Source organism: Pseudoxanthomonas sp. LH2527, from assembly GCF_022539275.1.
Lineage (GTDB): Bacteria > Pseudomonadota > Gammaproteobacteria > Xanthomonadales > Xanthomonadaceae > Pseudoxanthomonas_A.
The window spans coordinates 1-16,254 of record NZ_JAKZBW010000040.1; the positions used below are offsets into that span (position 1 = coordinate 1).

Here is a 16,254-nt window from a genome sequence, read left to right on the forward strand (position 1 = left end):
GCAGAGCCCTGTCCCCACCCCACCCGGCTAAACTGGGCGCACATTCTTACCGGGGCCGCCCGATGACCCTCGATTTTCCCGGCGCCGACAAGCTGGTCGCGTCGCTGGACGCCGCCGTCGCCCTGGGCGACGACCGTGCCGTCACCGATGCGCTGCGCAAGTCGCTGTGCGAACTGATCTGCGACGAGGACGTGCATCTGCCGGCCTGTGTGCTGGAGCCGATCTCCGACCATTACGCGCGCCGCGAGCTGTACACCAGTCCGGAGCATGGCTACAGCGTCATTGCGATGACGTGGGGCCCGGGCCAGGGCACCAAGATCCACGATCATTCGGGGATGTGGTGCGTGGAAGGGGTGTGGCGCGGGCGGTTGGAGATCACGCAGTACGAGCTGGCCGAGCACAATGACGTGCGCTACCGGTTCATCCAGGCGGGCACCATCGAGGCCGGCACGGGCTCGGCGGGCAGCCTGATTCCGCCGCACGAGTACCACACCATCCGCAATCCCAGCGACAAGGCCATCGCGGTCAGTCTGCATGTGTACCAGCGCACGATGGTCCGCTGCGGGATCTTCACGCCGGAGGAAGAAGCCGGTGCGGAGGGCTGGCAGCGCCGCGGTGAGCGGTTGCTGGGGACGGACCAGGTCAACTGAGGCGGTGCGGGGCCGCGCCCCTGTCGGTGGGGGGCCGGGCTCGGCTATACTCCGCGTCCGCGCCGAAGTGGCGGAATGGTAGACGCAGCGGACTCAAAATCCGCCGCCGTTAAAAGCGTGTGGGTTCGAGTCCCACCTTCGGCACCAAGATCAAACCCCGGACCTCCGGGGTTTTTTCGTTTCCGGCGCCCGCGCATTTGTAGGATGGGTTGAGCGAAGCGATACCCATCGCGGGGCGCCCAGACGCAGTGATTGATGGGTATCGCCTTCGGCTCAACCCATCCTACGAGCTGCCTGCAAGACGCGCATGAGCGAGACACGGGATTCCAGCGCAGCGATGGTGTCACCAACGTTGCCCGCGATGACGGTCACGCCAGCGGCGCGGCGCTCGGCATCGTCAAGGAACTGTTGACGCTGTTCGTCCTGTTCCAACGACTCGATGTTGGCACGGATGGTGGCGAAGTTGGCCGATTCCTCGGCGGTGAGTTGACGCTTTTCCGTTTCAGCCTTGGCGACGATGGCGCGGGCTTCAGCGGTGCGGGCAGCTTTGCGCTGCCGGATTTCCTGCAAGTTCATAGCGATCTCCGGGTGATGTTGGGACAGTCCCGGAGGTCTAATTACGCGCACGCGCGCGTATCGCAAAATAGCCCTATGGGCTGATGTCGGCCAGTGTTGATAGCATTGGGGACAAGCCCGCTACTGCGCAGACGCACCCTCAACCCGGACGCGCTATGAAGTACTCAAAGGAACAGATTAGAGAACTGGAAAGCACAGTTGGGGATAGACTTGAAGGTCTGACACGACTTAAACGCAAGTGCATAACGAGCCCTGGTCCCGGCGATCCTCCTGCTGTCGCGGAATACATGCACCACGGCGTAAGTCGAAGACTAGGGATGCTTGTCCATACCATTGCCTCGGTTTTCTCAGAGTTCCCAACTACGACAACAGCCAAGCTAGAGCGCGATGTACTAATGCGTGTTCAAGCCAATCTCCACGCGTTCTATATCAACCTAGTTGGGACGTTCGACAACTTTGCGTGGTGCTACGTTCATCTTCATTCGCTGGATGTTGGCGGCCCGCTGAATGTCGACATGTTCAAGCCGAAGCTGCAACAAAGGCTACCGCCAGACGTTTCGTCCTATCTAGCTTCGGACGAGACGCAAAATTGGCACAAGAATTACTTGAAGAACTATAGGGACGCACTGGCCCACAGAATTCCAATGTATGTTCCGTCCTCTGCCTTTGTGGAGGACGAGGGAAAGCGGTACAAAGAATTGGAGGCCCAGATCAATGAAGCGATCATGTCGCATGAATTCGATCTTGTTGATCGCCTGAGAAATGAGCAGGACGCTCTGGGGTCACCGTCTTTCATGTTTGCGCACTCGTTCTATGAGAAGGGTGCGACTGGTCCGTTGATACTCCACCCTCAGATGCTTGTGGATACTGCGACCGTTATAGAGTTCGGCAACTTGTTTCTTGACCACTGGCGGACACCCCCTGTTCCGTTGTCGCCGCCGTAACCCTTGGGACACTCATGGGACACGGCTGGCAAAAATGGCCCCCTCTACCCCACACCAGCCCGCACCTAAGCCATTGAGGCCATTGGACCCAACAACAGCCAGCAGCCGGCCCATGGGACTCAGAATCCGCTGCCCCTGAGAAGTGCGTTGATTTGAGTCCCACCTCGCACCGCGATCAAATCCCAGACCTCCGGGGTTTCGCCGTTTCCGACCTGCGTAACTCGTTGGATGGGTTGAGCCGCAGGCGATACCCATCAATGATGGTCAGCCGGTGTCACGACAATGGGTATCGCTGCGTTCAGCCCACACTGCGCTATCCCTCGACGCTCTTAGGGAAACCGTTCGCCTCTCGACAGCAGCGCAAACGCGATGGGATCCGCGTTGCAAAGCAGCTCTAGCTCGCTACCCGTCAGAGGCAACCTCACAGCATCTTCCTGATCCCAGTACACAGAGCGGGAAAATTCCGACACCCGCTCAATGCCATCGTCGGCGCTCAGGAAGCGTCCTTTGTACCCCACTGTTACTTGATATCCCAATAGCGCACTGACGGAGGCCAGCACCCTGGCGAAAGCGTGCACATATGCTTCCTCGTGCTGCTTACCCCCAAGATCTGAATCCCTCTCGAAAACATAGCTAGCGCGGAGCCGCAACGTACTCATGTCAATCTCATTGGTGTTGCAAAACAGGGGTCAGAGTGCAATTTCTCTACAAGATCATCCAAGTGCCACCCAGACCGCTGGACCATCGATTGAGCTAACCAAAGTCGCGCATCGACACCCATCAATCCGGTTGGTCAGTCGCCGTCCCGCACGTCATCCGCGATTGCCGCTGCCTCATAAATCACCCGCCCACCGCGCACCGTCATGCGCACATCGGCATACGCCTCCGGCGTGGCCTGGGGATCGGAGCCCAGCAGCACTAGATCACCCGCCAGTCCTTCCGCCACCCGGCCACGTACCGCCGCCTGACCGAAGTGCTGCGCCGGTGCGGTGGTGAGGCTGGCCAGGATCTGCCGCCAGTCCAGACCGGACGCCGCCATCAGCTGGTACTCCAGGCGCGTGTCGTAGATGTCGATATAGCCGGCGTCGGTCCCGAACAGCACCGGGCCGCCGCCCTGCGCCATCGCGCCGAGCTGCTGCTGGGCCGCACCGACGAACTTCGCCAGCACCGGCTCGGGCACGGCTTCGCGGCGCAGTTCCGAATCGAACAGGGTCAGCGTGGGCACGAAGGCCACGTTGCCGGCCTTCAGCCGCGCCACGAAGTCCGGCGACCATTCGCCCGCATCCGGGGCCGCATGAGCCAAGACATCCACGCCGCTGTCCACCGCCACGTCCAGCCCGGCGCGGTCGGTGGGATGGGCGAACACCGGCTTGCGGTGGGCGTGTGCCTCGTCCACGGCCGCCTTGGCGATGTCCTGCGGCATGGGCAACACCTTGCCGGGTCCGCCAAGGATGGCGCCGGTGAACAGCTTCACGCCATCCGCCCCCGCCTGGATCTGCGCACGCACGCGCGAGCGTGCCTGTTCGGCGGTGGCCACTTCCGCACTCGGCGCCTTGGTCTGCTCCCACAGCTCGCGCACGTAGATGGGCGTGCCGTGCTCGGGGAAGAACGGCATGTCCACCGTCAGCAGCTGCGGACCGACCACCTCGCCGCCCTCGATGCGCGCGCGCAAGCCGCGCGCATCGCCCGGCAACGAGGCGATGTCGAACAGCGTGGTGAAGCCCCAGCGGGTGAAGCGCTCGCGCAGCGCCTCGTCCAATGCCGCCGCCGGCTGCACGCCGGGCGACAGGAAGGGCGGCTTGATCAGGTGGATGTGGCTGTTCCAGAAGCCCGCCGTCACGCTCGTGCCCCGCCCGTCCACCACGCGTATCCCCGATGGCACGACCACGCTGGCGCGCGCGCCCACGGCGGTGATCCGGCCATCGCGGATCACCACGGTGGCGTCGTCGATGGGCGCCGCGTCGGGCGCGGGATACACGCGGGCGCCGACCACGGCCAGGTCCTGGGCGGCGACGGCGGTCGAGAAGAGGAGCGCGATGAGTGCACCCATCGTCGCGCGCGCATGGAGCGGTCTGTTCGGCATGGCATTCGTTTCCGGTTGGCGTCGTGGCATGGGGTAGTGTTCCTGCAGTGGGACAGGATGGAAAGCGCCATCAGTTGGGCCGCACGCTGTGATGCGCGACATCGCGCACCTTCCGACATTGCGAGGGTGGGCTTCGGAGGCTCAGCCCACCTTGGGCCGCGGCGGCATCCTCTGCCTCACGACGCCGGATCGAACATGAACACCCGCAGCTCCTGATTGCAGCGGCATGCCTTGGCGATGCGTGCCGCCCAGGCGATGGCGTCGTCGCGCGTCGGCAGCTCGAGCACGCAGAAGCCGCCGTTGAGCGGCGGTGCCCACGGGTAGCCGCCTTCGGTGACCGTAGCGTCACCGGAGATCAACACCGGCGGCACGCGCTCGTCGATGCCGCCACCGAAGACATACACCCCTGCCGCTTTCGCCGCTGCGATCACCGCGCGCGAATCGCGACCGGCGGCGTCAAGCTCACTCCCCGACACCTCCATGGCGGCGCTGGGAAAGGAGATCAGGTATTTCATCGGGCGTCCTCTGGGGTGGCGGCGGTGGGAGGGTGCGACAGGCCACCGCGTGTGCAACGCAACCTACCCTCACCCACCGGAACGCTCAACCCTGCCCGGCGCACAGCCCCGCATAATCGGCACGCAACCCCACAGGCAGGCAGGACACGCATGAAGACGATCGGGCTGATCGGCGGGATGAGTTGGGAATCCACGGTGCCCTACTACCGCCAGGTCAACGAAGGCATCAAGGCGCGTCTCGGTGGCCTGCATTCGGCGCGCGTGGTGCTGTACAGCGTGGACTTCCACGAGGTCGAACAGCTGCAGCACGCGGGCGACTGGGACGCGGCCGGCGACATGATGGCCGACGCGGCGCGCCGCGTAGAGGCGGCCGGTGCCGACCTGCTGGTGCTGTGCACCAACACCATGCACAAGGTGGCGCCGCAGATCGAGGCGGCGGTGTCCATTCCGCTGCTGCACATCGCCGATGCCACCGGCGCGGCGATCACCGCCGCCGGGCACCGCACCGTGGGCCTGCTGGGCACGCGCTTCACCATGGAACAGGACTTCTACCGCCAGCGCCTGCAGCAGGCGCATGGCCTGCAGGTGATCGTGCCGGAGGCGGACGACCGCACGGTGGTGCACGACGTGATCTATGACGAACTGTGCCGCGGCGTGGTCCGCGACAGCGCGCGCGTGGCCTACCGCCGCATCATGGACGACCTGGTGGCGCGAGGCGCGGACGCCATCATCCTGGGCTGCACCGAGATCGGCCTGCTGGTAGGCGCGCACGACGCGCGCGTGCCGCTGTTCGACACCACCGCCCTGCACGCCAGCGCCGCGGTGGAGGCGGCACTGGCGGCGTGACGCAGCGGGCTCAGCGTGGCAGGCGGGCGACGACCTTGATCTCGAAATCGAAGCCGGCCAGCCAGGTCACGCCGAGTGCGGTCCAGGTGGGATACGGCGCCTGCGGGAAGATCTCGTCCTTGACCGCCAGCACGGTGTCGAACTGGCGCGCCGGATCGGTGTGGAAGGTGGTCACGTCGACGATATCGTCCAGCCCGCATCCGGCGGCCTGCAGGATCGCCTGCAGGTTGGCGAAGGCCAGACGCACCTGCGCCTCGAAATCCGGTTCGGGCGAGCCGTCCTCGCGGCTGCCCACCTGTCCGGACACGAACAGGAAGCCATCGGCGCGCACGGCCGGCGAATAGCGGTGCTGCTCGTACAGGGCCTGGCGGCCCGCGGGAAACACGACATCACGGGTGTTCATGGGGGAATCTCCTTGAGGGGCCGGCGGCCCCGCTACGTGGCGGCCACTGTAGGCAGCGCCACGGCCGCGATATAGACGCCGATCCGGGGATCACTGTTTGTAGAATCAGGACAATCCCCTTCCCCCAGGAGCCCGCATGGACCGCATCGACGCGATGCAGGCCTTCGTCCGCGTGGTCGAGACCGGCAGCTTCACCAAGGCGGCCGACACGCTGCAGGCCAGCCGCACGCGGGTGACGCAACTGGTGCAGCAACTGGAAACGCACCTGCGGGTGAAGCTGCTCCACCGCACCACGCGCAAGGTCAACGTCACCGCCGACGGCGCCGCGTACTACGAGCGCGTGGTGCGCCTGCTGGCCGACCTGGACGATGCCGAAACCAGCCTGTCGGCCGCCTCTGACGCCCCGCGCGGGCGCCTGCGTGTGGACGTGCCCGCGCCGCTGGCCAGCCTGATCCTGGTGCCGGCACTGCCCGCCTTCCACGCGCGCTATCCGGACATCCAGCTGGACCTGGGCGCCAGCGACCGCAAGGTCGACCTGATCGACGAGAACGTGGACTGCGTGGTGCGCGGTGGCGAACTCAGCGAGCCCTCGCTGCGTGCGCGACATGTGGCGGATCTGGCCTTGGGGATCTATGCCGCGCCCGCCTACCTGGCGCGGGTGGGCACGCCCGCGCATCCGCAGGCGCTGGAAGACGATCCGCACCGCATCGTCGGCTACCGCGGCGCGCGCAGCGGTGCGCTGCCGGCGTACGCGATGCAGCGCGGCGACGAGCAGGTGCGTGTGCAGGGCCGGCATGTGCTGTCCGTGGACGACGGCAACGCCTATCTGGCTGCCGGCCTCGCGGGCCTGGGCGTGCTGTGGCTGCCGCAGTACATGGCGCGCGCGCCGGTCGCGCGCGGCGAACTGGTGCCGCTGTTCGAGGACTGGCAGCTGGCCCCGATGCCGATGTACCTGGCCTTCCCGCCTAGCCGCCATGTCAGCCGCAAGCTGCGCGTGTTCATCGACTGGATCGTGGAACTGATGGCGCAGCACGCACCGGCGATACTGCCGCCGCGACCGCGCGATGAACCCTCCGCGTGAGGGACGCGTCCGTTCGCGAGCCTTGCGACGGCGACCGGTTCAGCGCGGCGAGAGCACGTCCAGCAACAGCGGCAGGCTGAAAGGCTTGCGCATCAGCAGGGTGCCCGGCGGCAGGCCCACCATGTCGTTCTTGTCGTGCCCCGACACCACGCAGACCGTGGCCCACGGGTGCAGCGCGCGTGCCTCCTGCGCCACCGCAGCGCCGGTGATATCGGGCATGCCGTAGTCGGTCACGATGCAGTCGTAGCGTCCCTGCCGCAGCAGATCGAGCGCCGTCGTGGCGGTGGCGGCCTGGGTCACCGTGTGCCCGGCCGCTTCGATGGCCTCGGCCACCATGGCGCGATGCGTGTCGTCGTCATCGACGTACAGGATGTTCAAATGGGTCATGGCCAAACTGTGCCGCAGCGGCGTGCGAAGCCGGCGTGAACCCGACGGCGCGCGTGTTGCGCAGCGCACCGTAGCCCGGTCAGCACCGTAGCCCGGTTAGAGCGCAGCGAAAACCGGGATCGCGGCCGCTGACATGGCGCGATGATGCCTTCGTAGCCCGGGTACGCGAAGCGCACACGGGAACACGCATCACCTGACGTCATCCCCGGGTTTCGCCTGCGGCTCTACCCGGGCTACGTGGGACGGATCCTGTTCGTGGTGAGACCCGTAGCCCGGTTAGAGCGCAGCGAAAACCGGGGCCCTGCCCGTTGACGCATCGCCATGACCGGGCAATCGCGCATCCCCGGGTTTCGCCTGCGGCTCTACCCGGGCTACGTGGATGATCCTGCATGGCTCGTCGCGCGCGGCGAGGCCCAGCCGGAGGCGGGATCACGTGTCGTCTCTCCCGCTCATCCCTCGAATTGGAATTCCATCGGAATCAGTTCGACGGCCCAGCCGCCTTCCTCGCCCAGCGTGGCCGCCGGATGCAGCGATGCGATGCGCACCGCCTCTTCGGGGGTGTCCGCGTCGATGATGAACAAGCCGCCCACCACTTCCTTCGCCTCGGTGTAGGGGCCGTCGCTGACCTGGGTGCGGCCATTGCGCGGGCGCAGCGTCTTCCAGCCGTCGTGGTCGCCCAGGGACGCGGCCATCCGCACCTTGCCGGTGGCGCGCATCTGTTCGTCACGTGCCGGACACTGGCTGACCAGCGCCTCGATCTCCTCCGGCCGCATGGCGGCGAATTTTTCGGGGGTGAAATAGGCCAGGCCGAGGTATTTCATCAGGATGTCCTTGAGGGTGATGTACGGGCGACGAAGCGGTCCATCGGGAATCGACAGGCATCGGCCGGCAGCTTGCTGCGGCGATGGTGCCACCGCGCCTGCCGCGGTCGCCCCGCGCCGGACCGCACGATGCTGCACGACACCCACGGCCCCACGCGCCATGCTGCCGGTGCGCCCCCTGCACGGAATGCCTGCCATGCCCGACACGCCTGCGCCCTATGTGCCCATCAACTGCGAATTCCACGACGTGCTGGAGGCCACCGCCACGCGGCGTGCCACGGTCGTGATCCGGTTCCTGGACGACGCCGGCCTGCCGCAACAGCGCGACACCCGCATCGTCACCCTGTCGGCCCGCGACGGCATTGAATACGCCGAGCTGGCCAGCGGTGAGCGGGTGCGGCTGGACCGCCTGCTCACGGTGGATGGCATCGCGCTGGCCGACTTCCACACGCAGGACTGATGCCGCCCCGTCGACGGATGCGCGGCATGCGCAACCGGCGCTGACGTCGTCGCGCGCAGAGATGCGCCGTGTCGGGCGGGACACGGCGACCTGCACCATCCAGAACAAAGGGAGCCTCGCGGCTCCCTCTGTTCACCACCGACCGACATTGCGTGCCGGCGCGGTCAATGGCCGGCGTCGAAGCCGGCAGCGGGGTCGCGGTGGGTGCCCAGGCGGTCCACCAGCGATTCGCTGGCGTGGTTCAGGCCGATCACGTCCACCTCGGCGCCATGGCGACGCAGCTTCAGCACCACGCGGTCCAGCGCGGCCACGGCACTGGTATCCCAGAAGTGCGCCCGTTCCAGATCGATCACGACCCGCTTGGCGGCGTGCAGGTAGTCGAAGCTGTTGGTGAACTGCACGGCCGAGGCGAAGAACACCTGGCCGCGCACCGTGTACACGCGCGTGCCGTCGGGGCGGTCTTCATCGTCCACCTGCAGCATGGCGCTGACGCGTCGCGTGAACGACAGCGCCGTCAGCAGCACGCCAGTCAGCACGCCCTTGGCGAGGTCGTGCGTGGCCACGGTCACGATGACCGTACCGATCATGATCAGGTTGGCCGTGCGCGGATGCGTCTTCAGCTCGGCGAAGCTCTTCCAGTGGAAGGTGCCGATGCTGACCATGATCATCACCGCGACCAGCGCGGCCATCGGGATCTGCGAGACCCAGCCCGAGGCGTAGACCACCAGCAACAGCAGCACCACGCCGGCCACCAGGCAGGACAGGCGGCCGCGGCCACCAGAGGACACGTTGATGACCGACTGCCCGATCATGGCGCAGCCGGCCATGCCACCGAAGAACCCGGTGACGATGTTGGCCGTGCCCTGGCCGGCGCATTCCCGGCGGCGGTTCGTCGGCGTGTCGGTCATGTCCTCGACGATCTGCGCGGTCATCAGCGACTCCAGCAGGCCCACCACGGCCAGCGTGGCCGAGACCGGCAGCAGGATCTTCAGCGTGTCCAGCGTCCACGGGATATCCGGGAACAGGAACACCGGCAGGCTGTCCGGCAGCGCGCCCATGTCGCCGACGGTGCGGATGTCCAAGCCCAGCCAGAGGCTGGCGATGGTCAGCACCACGATGGCTACCAGCGGCGATGGCACCACCTTGGTCACCCGCGGCAGCAGGTAGATGATCGCCAGGCCCGCGGCGCAGACGGCGTACACCGTCCATGGCATGCCGATCAGTTCCGGCAGCTGCGCGAGGAAGATCAGGATGGCCAGGGCGTTGACGAAGCCGATCACCACCGAGCGCGACACGAAGCGCATCAGCGTGTTTAGGCGCAGCGCGGCGGCCAGTAATTGCAGCACGCCGGCCAGGATGGTGGCGGCGAACAGGTACTGCAGGCCGTGGTCCTTCACCAGGTCCACCATTACCAGCGCCATGGCGCCGGTGGCGGCGGAGATCATGCCGGGACGGCCACCGGCGATGGCGGTGATCACGGCGATGCAGAACGAGGCGTACAGGCCGACCTTGGGATCGACGCCGGCGATCAGGGAAAACGCGATGGCCTCGGGGATGAGGGCCAGCGCAACGAGGATGCCGGACAGGATGTCGGCACGGACATTGCCGAACCACTGCTCGCGCAGGGGGTAATTGACGGACATGGAATGACTCCGGCGCCGGGACGGCGCGCACAACCGGATGGAAGGACAGACCCTTGGGCCGCGGGAAGCGCGGCGGCGTGACGTTGGCGTCGAAGGGTCAGGGCGGCGTCATCGGACCGGCACGGCGGAAACGGGCGGGCCGGCAGTGTATTGCAGCGCAACAGCCGCCTCAAGGCGCGGACCGCGCGGGTAAGCTGTCGCCATGACCACCCTCGCCTCGCTGTTCGGGACCGACCTGCCGCTGATCCAGGCGCCGATGGCCGGCGTGCAGGACGAAGCGCTGGCCTTCGCGGTGACGGCCGCGGGCGGGCTCGGCTCGCTGCCCTGCGCGATGCTGGCGCCGGCGCAACTGGAAGCCGCGCTGCGGACCTTCGCCACGCTGCCACAGCCGGTCAACCTCAACTTCTTCTGCCATGCGATGGCCGAACCCGATGCCGACGAAGCACGGCGCTGGCGCGATGCGCTGGCGCCGTACTACGCCGAGTACGGCATCGCGCCGCCCGCGCCTTCCACGGCCGGCGCGCGGCGTCCGCTCGATGCGGCCACCGTCGATCTGCTGGAGGCGTTCCGGCCGCGGATCGTCAGCTTCCACTTCGGCCTGCCCGACGCCGCGCTGCTGGCGCGCATCAAGGGCTGGGGCGCCGCGGTCCTGTCGTCGGCGACGACGCGGGACGAAGCGCTGTGGCTGCAACGCCACGGCGTGGATGCGGTGATCGCGCAGGGCATTGAGGCCGGTGGCCACCGCGGGCATTTCCTGTCCGACGACCTGGCGATCCAGCCCGGCACGCACGCGCTGGTGGCCTCGCTGTCGAAGGCGCTGGCCGTGCCGGTGATCGCCGCCGGCGGTGTCGGCGATCGCGCCGATGTGCAGGCCTTGCTGGCGGCCGGTGCCAGCGCGGTGCAGGCCGGCACCGCCTACCTGCTGTGCCCGGAGGCCACCACCTCGGCCGTACATCGCGCGGCCCTGCAGCAGCCGGGGCGCGAGGGCGCGCTGACCACGCTGTTCAGCGGGCGCCCCGCACGCGGGCTGGTCAACCGTATGATGCGCGAGCTGGGGCCGCTGTCGGCGCTACCGCCGGCATTCCCGTGGGCCTCGCAGGCGCTGGCCCCGTTGCGGGCCGCGGCCGAAGCGCTGGGCCGCGACGAGTTCTCGCCGCTGTGGTCGGGCACGCGCCCGGGCACCCTGGCCGGACGCGACGCCGCCCAGGTCACGCGTCGGTTGATGGGCGTGGACTGAGCGGGAGACGCCGGCCGGGAGACGCCAGCTGCATCCAGGCGAGCGACGGGGCCGGGTCTGCATCCGGGCACCATCCTGTCGCGTAACGTCAGTTTCAGTCGTACCCGGCGCACGAACGGCAGCGCCGGAAACGGCTCGATGCGCGCAGCCCGCGTCACCACGGGGATGTGACGCATGGCACGGGATTTGCTTCAACTGTGTGGATCAGACAGGGGACGGGGATGAAAGCGCAGTGGCGCGTGGGACGGGCGTGGTCGGGCGTGCTGCTGACCATGATCCTGGCGTCGGGCGCGCACGCGGCCGAGGTACGACTGGCGGTGGGCAGCCTCGACGGCCCGGTCGCCGACGCCGTGGTCAGCCTGCATGGCGCGACGCCGGCGGTGACCCGCACGGCCACCGCACGCATGGACCAGCAGCATTCGGCCTTCGTGCCCGGCGTGCTGCCGGTGCAGGCCGGCACGGTGGTGGCGTTTCCCAACCGCGACAACATCCAGCACCACGTGTATTCGTTCTCGCAGCCGCGGCAGTTCGAGATTCCGCTGTACTCGGGCAACAAGGCCGCGCCGATCCGCTTCGACCGGCCCGGCGTGGTGGTGGTGGGCTGCAACATCCACGACTGGATGATCGGCCACATCGTGGTGCTCGACACGCCCTACTTCGGCAAGACGCTGGCGGATGGCCACCTGACCCTGGACGTGCCGCCCGGCCGCTACACGCTGCGCGTGTGGCATGTGCGCGGCAGCGGTGCGCCGCTGGAGCGCACGCTGGTGGTGCCGGCGGCGGGCACGTCCGCGACGCTGCAGGTGGCGCTGGCGCCCGCGAAGCAGGAGGTGCGCGGCAACGACCGGCTGCGCGCGCTGCAGCAGAAGTTCCGCCAGCTGAAGGGCAGCACGCCTTGAAGCCACGCCGTTTCCAGACCCGCGTTATCGCGGTGATGATCGCGGTGGTGGCGGCCGCGCAGCTTGCGACGTTCGCGGTGGTGACGGTGGCCACCCAGCGCGCGGTGTCGTCGCGGCTGGAGCAGGAGCTGAGCGTGGGCCACCGCGTGTGGGAACAGTTCCAGCAGACCCGTTCCGAGCAACTGCTCGCCTCGGCCTCGGTGCTGGCGGACGACTTCGGCTTCCGCGCGGCGGTGGCCAGTGGCGACGTGCCGACGCTGCGCTCGGCGCTGGACAACCACGGCACGCGGGTCGGCGCCGACTTGGCCTGGCTGCTCGACCGCGACGGCCGCTGGCAGGCCAGCGCCCATGGCATGGCCGCACCCGCGCCGGCGGTGCTGGCGGGGATCATGCAGCAGGCCGGTCGCGATGGGCTGGCGCTGCAGACCGTGGTGGTGAAGGACGCGCTGTACCTGGTGGTGGTGCTGCCGGTGATGGCGCCGGAACAGGTGGGCTGGCTGGCGATAGGACGACGCTACGACGACACCGTCGCGCAGCAGTACCGCAGCCTCACCGGCCTGGAAGCCGCCTTCGTCACCACCGACGGCGCCGGCACGCGCGTGCACGCCTCCACCCTGCCCGCCGAGCAGCGTGCGATGTTCGCCAACGCCTGGACACCGGGCGGCGACCAGGTGCACGAGCTCGCCGTGGGCCCCGATCACTATCTCTCCGATTCGCATCCGCTGACCCGCGGCGACGATGCGCGGCTGGTGCTGTTGGATTCGTACGACCGCGCACTGGCGCCATACCGCACGCTGCGTTCGCGCATCCTGCTGCTGTCCGGGCTGGCCACGTTGCTGGCTGTCGGCGTGGCGGTGGCGCTCGGCCGCGGCATCAGCCTGCCGGTGTCGCGGCTGGCGCAGGCCGCGCAGCGCATCCAGGCCGGCGACTATTCGCAGGCGCCGGTCAGCGGTGGCAGCCGCGAGATCGTGGAGCTGGCCGGTGCGTTCGGGCGCATGCAGGCCGACATCGCCGCGCGCGAGGAACGCATCCTGCACCAGGCCCACCACGACGGCCTGACCGGCCTGCCCAACCGCCGCCATGCCTACGACCGCCTGCGGGCGGCGATCGATGCCGGCGGCGAGGTGGCGGTGCTGGTGATGGATGTGAACCGCTTCAAGGAGATCAACGACACCCTGGGCCATGCGTTCGGCGACCAGGTGCTGCGCGAAGTCGCGCAGCGCCTGCGCGGTGCGCTGGATGACACGCAACTGGTGGCGCGTCTGGGCGGCGATGAATTCATGGTGATGCTGCCCGGCCTGTCGTGCGAGGCGGCCCACGCGCAGGCACAGGCGCTGTGGCATGCGCTGAAGCAGCCGCTGGACCTGTCCACTACCCGGGTGGGTGTCGAAGGCAGCTTCGGCCTGGCCTGCCATCCGCAGCACGGCGACGATCCGGACACGCTGCTGCGGCGCGCCGACATTGCGCTGTACGACGCCAAGGCCGCGCATGGCGGCGTGGCGGTGTACCAGCCGGGGCGCGACGAATCGCACCTGCGGCAACTGCAGTTGATGACCGACCTGCGCCAGGCGATCGCCGGCGGGCAGCTGGAGCTGAAGTTCCAGCCCAAGCTGGATGCGGCCAGCGCGCACGTGCAGCACGTGGAAGCGCTGGTGCGCTGGCGTCATCCGGTGCTGGGACCGGTGGCGCCGGACGAGTTCATTCCGCTGGCCGAGCGCTCGGGCTTCATCCACGAACTGACGCGCTTCGTGCTGGACCAGGCCATGGCCAGCAATGCCGGCTGGCGTGCCGGCGGCCTGGACCTGGGACTGGCGGTCAACCTGTCGGCGATGGACCTGCTGGATGCGGACCTGCCGGACTACATCGAACAGAAGCTGGCGGCGCATGGCGTGCCGGCGGCGCGGATGATCCTGGAGGTCACCGAAAGCGCGCTGATGCAGGACATCGAATACGCGCTGCGCATGCTGCACCGGCTGAAGGCCTGCGGCGTGCGGCTGGCGATCGACGATTTCGGCACCGGCTATTCCTCGCTGGCGCAGCTCAAGCGCATGCCGGTGGACGAACTGAAAATCGACAAGAGTTTCGTGATGCAGCTGGAGGAAGGCAGCGACGATGCGGTGATCGTGCGTTCCACCATCGAGCTGGGCCACAACATGGGTCTGTCGGTGATCGCCGAAGGCGTGGAGAACGACCGCGCGCTGGCCCTGCTGCGCCATTACCGCTGCGACATGGTGCAGGGCTATCTGTTCAGTGCCCCGCTCGGCAGCGCCGACCTGCTGGACTGGTGCCGCCGCCGCGAAGCCGCAACGCCCGCCGACGACCTGACGCTGGAAACCGACGCATGACCCCTGCCCTCCGCGCCCTGTCGCTGGCCTGCGCGCTGGCCGCATTGCTCCCGGCGCTGCCCACCCTCGCCGGCCAGGGACGCCTGCTGGCCACCGGCGGCGCGACCCAGATCGAAGGCGCGGCCGGCGGCGGCATCGTGCCGTGGGCGGTGCTGTCCGGCTACGGCACCGACACGCAGCACGGCGGCACCGCCTTCTACACGCACGTGGACACCGGCGACTACGCGCTGGATGCATACGGCGCCTCGTACACCTTCGCCAACCGGGTGGAACTGTCGTTCGCGCGGCAGTCGTTCGACCTGGGCGAACTGCAGCGCCGGCTCGCGCTGCCGTGGGATGCGCTGGAACAGGACATCTACGGCATGAAGGTGCGCCTGGCCGGCGACCTGGTCTACAACTCCCTGCCGCAGGTCAGCGTGGGCGTGCAGCACAAGCGCCTGCGCGACGGCGCACTGCCGCTGGCGGTGGGTGCGCGCGAGGACCACGGCACCGACGCCTACGTCAGCGCCAGCAAGCTGTTCCTCGATGCCGCCGGCGGCTACCAGTTGCTGCTCAACGCCACCCTGCGCTCGACCAGCGCCAACCAGACCGGGCTGCTCGGCTTCGGCGGCGACCCCCGCGCGGACCGCCAATGGGTGTGGGAAGGATCGGCGGCGGTACTGCTGGATCCGCGTCTGGCGATCGGCGTCGAATACCGGCAGAAGCCCGACAACCTGGGCTTCGCCCGTGAGGACGACTGGCGCGACGTATTCATCGCCTGGTTCCCGAACAAGCATGTCGCCGTGGTCGGCGCCTGGGCGGACCTGGGCAGCATCGCCACGCTGGACGACCAGCGCGGTGCCTACGTCTCCGTGCAGTGGAGCTTCTGAGATGACGATCCTGCGCATCGCCACCGCATTGCTGCTGGCCGGCCTGCTGGCGGTGGCCGGCTGTGCTTCCACGCCGCCGCGCGACGACACGCTGTACCGCGAACTGGGACAGCGCAGCGGCATCGAGGCGCTGGTGGAGACCTTGCTGTTCCGCGTATCCGACGATCCGCGCATCGCCCACCACTTCGCCGACGTGGACATCATCCATCTCAACGACCGGCTGGTGGAATTCCTGTGCGTGCAGTCCGGCGGTCCCTGCACCTACGCCGGCAAGCCGATGGCCGAAGCGCACAAGCACATGACCGTGGGCGAAGCCGACTTCAACGCGCTGGTCGAGGACCTGATGTGGGCGATGGACGAGCGCAAGCTGCCGCGTACCACCCAGAACCGCCTGCTGCGCGTGCTGGCGACGATGCAGCGCGACGTGGTGCGGCGCGGGCCGCCCCCGGTCGAGGCCCCGCTGCTGCCGCCGCAGCCCTGAGCGCCGCGCGCGGA

Annotated in this window: 17 protein-coding genes and 1 tRNA gene; 11 read left to right on the forward strand and 7 right to left on the reverse strand. The window is 68.1% G+C overall.

Annotation, left to right across the window (positions count from 1 at the left end; translation table 11 throughout):
- Positions 1-62 precede the first annotated feature (62 nt).
- Together MMG85_RS17100 and MMG85_RS17105 are read left to right on the forward strand one after the other, a co-directional pair.
- Positions 63-650: a cysteine dioxygenase family protein gene (locus MMG85_RS17100; protein WP_241047132.1), complete on the forward strand. Its 588-nt coding sequence runs from the start codon at positions 63-65 to the stop codon at positions 648-650.
- Between the two features lie 61 nt (positions 651-711).
- A tRNA-Leu gene (locus tag MMG85_RS17105) sits at positions 712-797 on the forward strand.
- Positions 798-923: 126 nt separating this feature from the next.
- On the opposite strand, the gene MMG85_RS17110 is transcribed toward MMG85_RS17105, so the two are convergent.
- Positions 924-1,226, reverse strand: coding sequence for a hypothetical protein (locus MMG85_RS17110; RefSeq protein WP_241047133.1), 303 nt, complete (start codon positions 1,224-1,226; stop codon positions 924-926).
- A 155-nt stretch (positions 1,227-1,381) separates the two neighbouring features.
- On the opposite strand from MMG85_RS17110, the gene MMG85_RS17115 reads away from it, so the two are divergent.
- Positions 1,382-2,170, forward strand: a complete 789-nt coding sequence (locus MMG85_RS17115) for a hypothetical protein (protein ID WP_241047134.1) — start codon at positions 1,382-1,384, stop codon at positions 2,168-2,170.
- A gap of 793 nt (positions 2,171-2,963) precedes the next feature.
- Here MMG85_RS17115 and MMG85_RS17120 read toward each other — a convergent pair.
- Complete coding sequence (locus MMG85_RS17120; protein WP_241047135.1) at positions 2,964-4,253, reverse strand: amidohydrolase family protein; 1,290 nt, start codon at positions 4,251-4,253, stop codon at positions 2,964-2,966.
- A gap of 176 nt (positions 4,254-4,429) precedes the next feature.
- Positions 4,430-4,768: a transcription initiation protein gene (locus tag MMG85_RS17125; protein WP_241047136.1), complete on the reverse strand. Its 339-nt coding sequence runs from the start codon at positions 4,766-4,768 to the stop codon at positions 4,430-4,432.
- A 150-nt stretch (positions 4,769-4,918) separates the two neighbouring features.
- Here MMG85_RS17125 and MMG85_RS17130 point away from each other — a divergent pair, with 150 nt between their 5' ends.
- Positions 4,919-5,614, forward strand: coding sequence for an aspartate/glutamate racemase family protein (locus MMG85_RS17130; protein WP_241047137.1), 696 nt, complete (start codon positions 4,919-4,921; stop codon positions 5,612-5,614).
- A gap of 10 nt (positions 5,615-5,624) precedes the next feature.
- Here MMG85_RS17130 and MMG85_RS17135 read toward each other — a convergent pair whose 3' ends face one another.
- Entirely contained in the window at positions 5,625-6,017 is a 393-nt protein-coding gene (locus tag MMG85_RS17135) for a RidA family protein (protein ID WP_241047138.1), read from the reverse strand.
- A 136-nt stretch (positions 6,018-6,153) separates the two neighbouring features.
- Between MMG85_RS17135 and MMG85_RS17140 the strand changes: the two genes are divergently transcribed.
- Positions 6,154-7,098: a LysR family transcriptional regulator gene (locus MMG85_RS17140; protein ID WP_241047139.1), complete on the forward strand. Its 945-nt coding sequence runs from the start codon at positions 6,154-6,156 to the stop codon at positions 7,096-7,098.
- A 39-nt stretch (positions 7,099-7,137) separates the two neighbouring features.
- Here the strand turns inward: MMG85_RS17140 and MMG85_RS17145 are convergent, their stop codons facing one another.
- Together MMG85_RS17145 and MMG85_RS17150 are read right to left on the reverse strand one after the other, a co-directional pair.
- A complete protein-coding gene (locus MMG85_RS17145; RefSeq protein ID WP_241047140.1) occupies positions 7,138-7,485 on the reverse strand; it encodes a response regulator in 348 nt (115 codons plus the stop codon).
- Positions 7,486-7,934: 449 nt separating this feature from the next.
- A complete protein-coding gene (locus MMG85_RS17150; RefSeq protein ID WP_241047141.1) occupies positions 7,935-8,306 on the reverse strand; it encodes a YciI family protein in 372 nt (123 codons plus the stop codon).
- 196 nt (positions 8,307-8,502) lie between these two features.
- On the opposite strand from MMG85_RS17150, the gene MMG85_RS17155 reads away from it, so the two are divergent.
- A complete protein-coding gene (locus MMG85_RS17155; RefSeq protein WP_241047142.1) occupies positions 8,503-8,766 on the forward strand; it encodes a hypothetical protein in 264 nt (87 codons plus the stop codon).
- Positions 8,767-8,930: 164 nt separating this feature from the next.
- Here the strand turns inward: MMG85_RS17155 and MMG85_RS17160 are convergent, their stop codons facing one another.
- Complete coding sequence (locus tag MMG85_RS17160; RefSeq protein WP_241047143.1) at positions 8,931-10,409, reverse strand: SulP family inorganic anion transporter; 1,479 nt, start codon at positions 10,407-10,409, stop codon at positions 8,931-8,933.
- Between the two features lie 202 nt (positions 10,410-10,611).
- Here MMG85_RS17160 and MMG85_RS17165 point away from each other — a divergent pair, with 202 nt between their 5' ends.
- The 5 genes from MMG85_RS17165 to MMG85_RS17185 all read left to right on the forward strand — a co-directional run bounded on the left by MMG85_RS17165 (position 10,612) and on the right by MMG85_RS17185 (position 16,240).
- Positions 10,612-11,646, forward strand: coding sequence for a nitronate monooxygenase (locus MMG85_RS17165; protein WP_241047144.1), 1,035 nt, complete (start codon positions 10,612-10,614; stop codon positions 11,644-11,646).
- Between the two features lie 272 nt (positions 11,647-11,918).
- On the forward strand, positions 11,919-12,545 hold the full coding sequence (locus tag MMG85_RS17170) for a methylamine utilization protein (RefSeq protein WP_345778865.1): 627 nt from the start codon (positions 11,919-11,921) through the stop codon (positions 12,543-12,545).
- Between the two features lie 35 nt (positions 12,546-12,580).
- The gene (locus MMG85_RS17175; RefSeq protein ID WP_241047158.1) at positions 12,581-14,890 is read left to right on the forward strand and encodes an EAL domain-containing protein; all 2,310 of its coding nucleotides are present in this window, start codon (positions 12,581-12,583) and stop codon (positions 14,888-14,890) included.
- A complete protein-coding gene (locus MMG85_RS17180; RefSeq protein ID WP_241047145.1) occupies positions 14,887-15,759 on the forward strand; it encodes a DUF3034 family protein in 873 nt (290 codons plus the stop codon). Before MMG85_RS17175 ends, MMG85_RS17180 begins: the two co-directional genes overlap by 4 nt.
- A 1-nt stretch (position 15,760) precedes the next feature.
- Complete coding sequence (locus MMG85_RS17185; protein ID WP_241047146.1) at positions 15,761-16,240, forward strand: group 1 truncated hemoglobin; 480 nt, start codon at positions 15,761-15,763, stop codon at positions 16,238-16,240.
- Positions 16,241-16,254: the final 14 nt, after the last annotated feature.

Coding starts and splice junctions, on each gene's coding strand:
- MMG85_RS17100 (WP_241047132.1), top strand. CDS start 63: ATGACCCTCGATTTTCCCGGCGCCGACAAGCTGGTCGCGTCGCTGGAC.
- MMG85_RS17110 (WP_241047133.1), bottom strand. CDS start 1,226: ATGAACTTGCAGGAAATCCGGCAGCGCAAAGCTGCCCGCACCGCTGAA.
- MMG85_RS17115 (WP_241047134.1), top strand. CDS start 1,382: ATGAAGTACTCAAAGGAACAGATTAGAGAACTGGAAAGCACAGTTGGG.
- MMG85_RS17120 (WP_241047135.1), bottom strand. CDS start 4,253: ATGCCGAACAGACCGCTCCATGCGCGCGCGACGATGGGTGCACTCATC.
- MMG85_RS17125 (WP_241047136.1), bottom strand. CDS start 4,768: ATGAAATACCTGATCTCCTTTCCCAGCGCCGCCATGGAGGTGTCGGGG.
- MMG85_RS17130 (WP_241047137.1), top strand. CDS start 4,919: ATGAAGACGATCGGGCTGATCGGCGGGATGAGTTGGGAATCCACGGTG.
- MMG85_RS17135 (WP_241047138.1), bottom strand. CDS start 6,017: ATGAACACCCGTGATGTCGTGTTTCCCGCGGGCCGCCAGGCCCTGTAC.
- MMG85_RS17140 (WP_241047139.1), top strand. CDS start 6,154: ATGGACCGCATCGACGCGATGCAGGCCTTCGTCCGCGTGGTCGAGACC.
- MMG85_RS17145 (WP_241047140.1), bottom strand. CDS start 7,485: ATGACCCATTTGAACATCCTGTACGTCGATGACGACGACACGCATCGC.
- MMG85_RS17150 (WP_241047141.1), bottom strand. CDS start 8,306: ATGAAATACCTCGGCCTGGCCTATTTCACCCCCGAAAAATTCGCCGCC.
- MMG85_RS17155 (WP_241047142.1), top strand. CDS start 8,503: ATGCCCGACACGCCTGCGCCCTATGTGCCCATCAACTGCGAATTCCAC.
- MMG85_RS17160 (WP_241047143.1), bottom strand. CDS start 10,409: ATGTCCGTCAATTACCCCCTGCGCGAGCAGTGGTTCGGCAATGTCCGT.
- MMG85_RS17165 (WP_241047144.1), top strand. CDS start 10,612: ATGACCACCCTCGCCTCGCTGTTCGGGACCGACCTGCCGCTGATCCAG.
- MMG85_RS17170 (WP_345778865.1), top strand. CDS start 11,919: ATGATCCTGGCGTCGGGCGCGCACGCGGCCGAGGTACGACTGGCGGTG.
- MMG85_RS17175 (WP_241047158.1), top strand. CDS start 12,581: ATGATCGCGGTGGTGGCGGCCGCGCAGCTTGCGACGTTCGCGGTGGTG.
- MMG85_RS17180 (WP_241047145.1), top strand. CDS start 14,887: ATGACCCCTGCCCTCCGCGCCCTGTCGCTGGCCTGCGCGCTGGCCGCA.
- MMG85_RS17185 (WP_241047146.1), top strand. CDS start 15,761: ATGACGATCCTGCGCATCGCCACCGCATTGCTGCTGGCCGGCCTGCTG.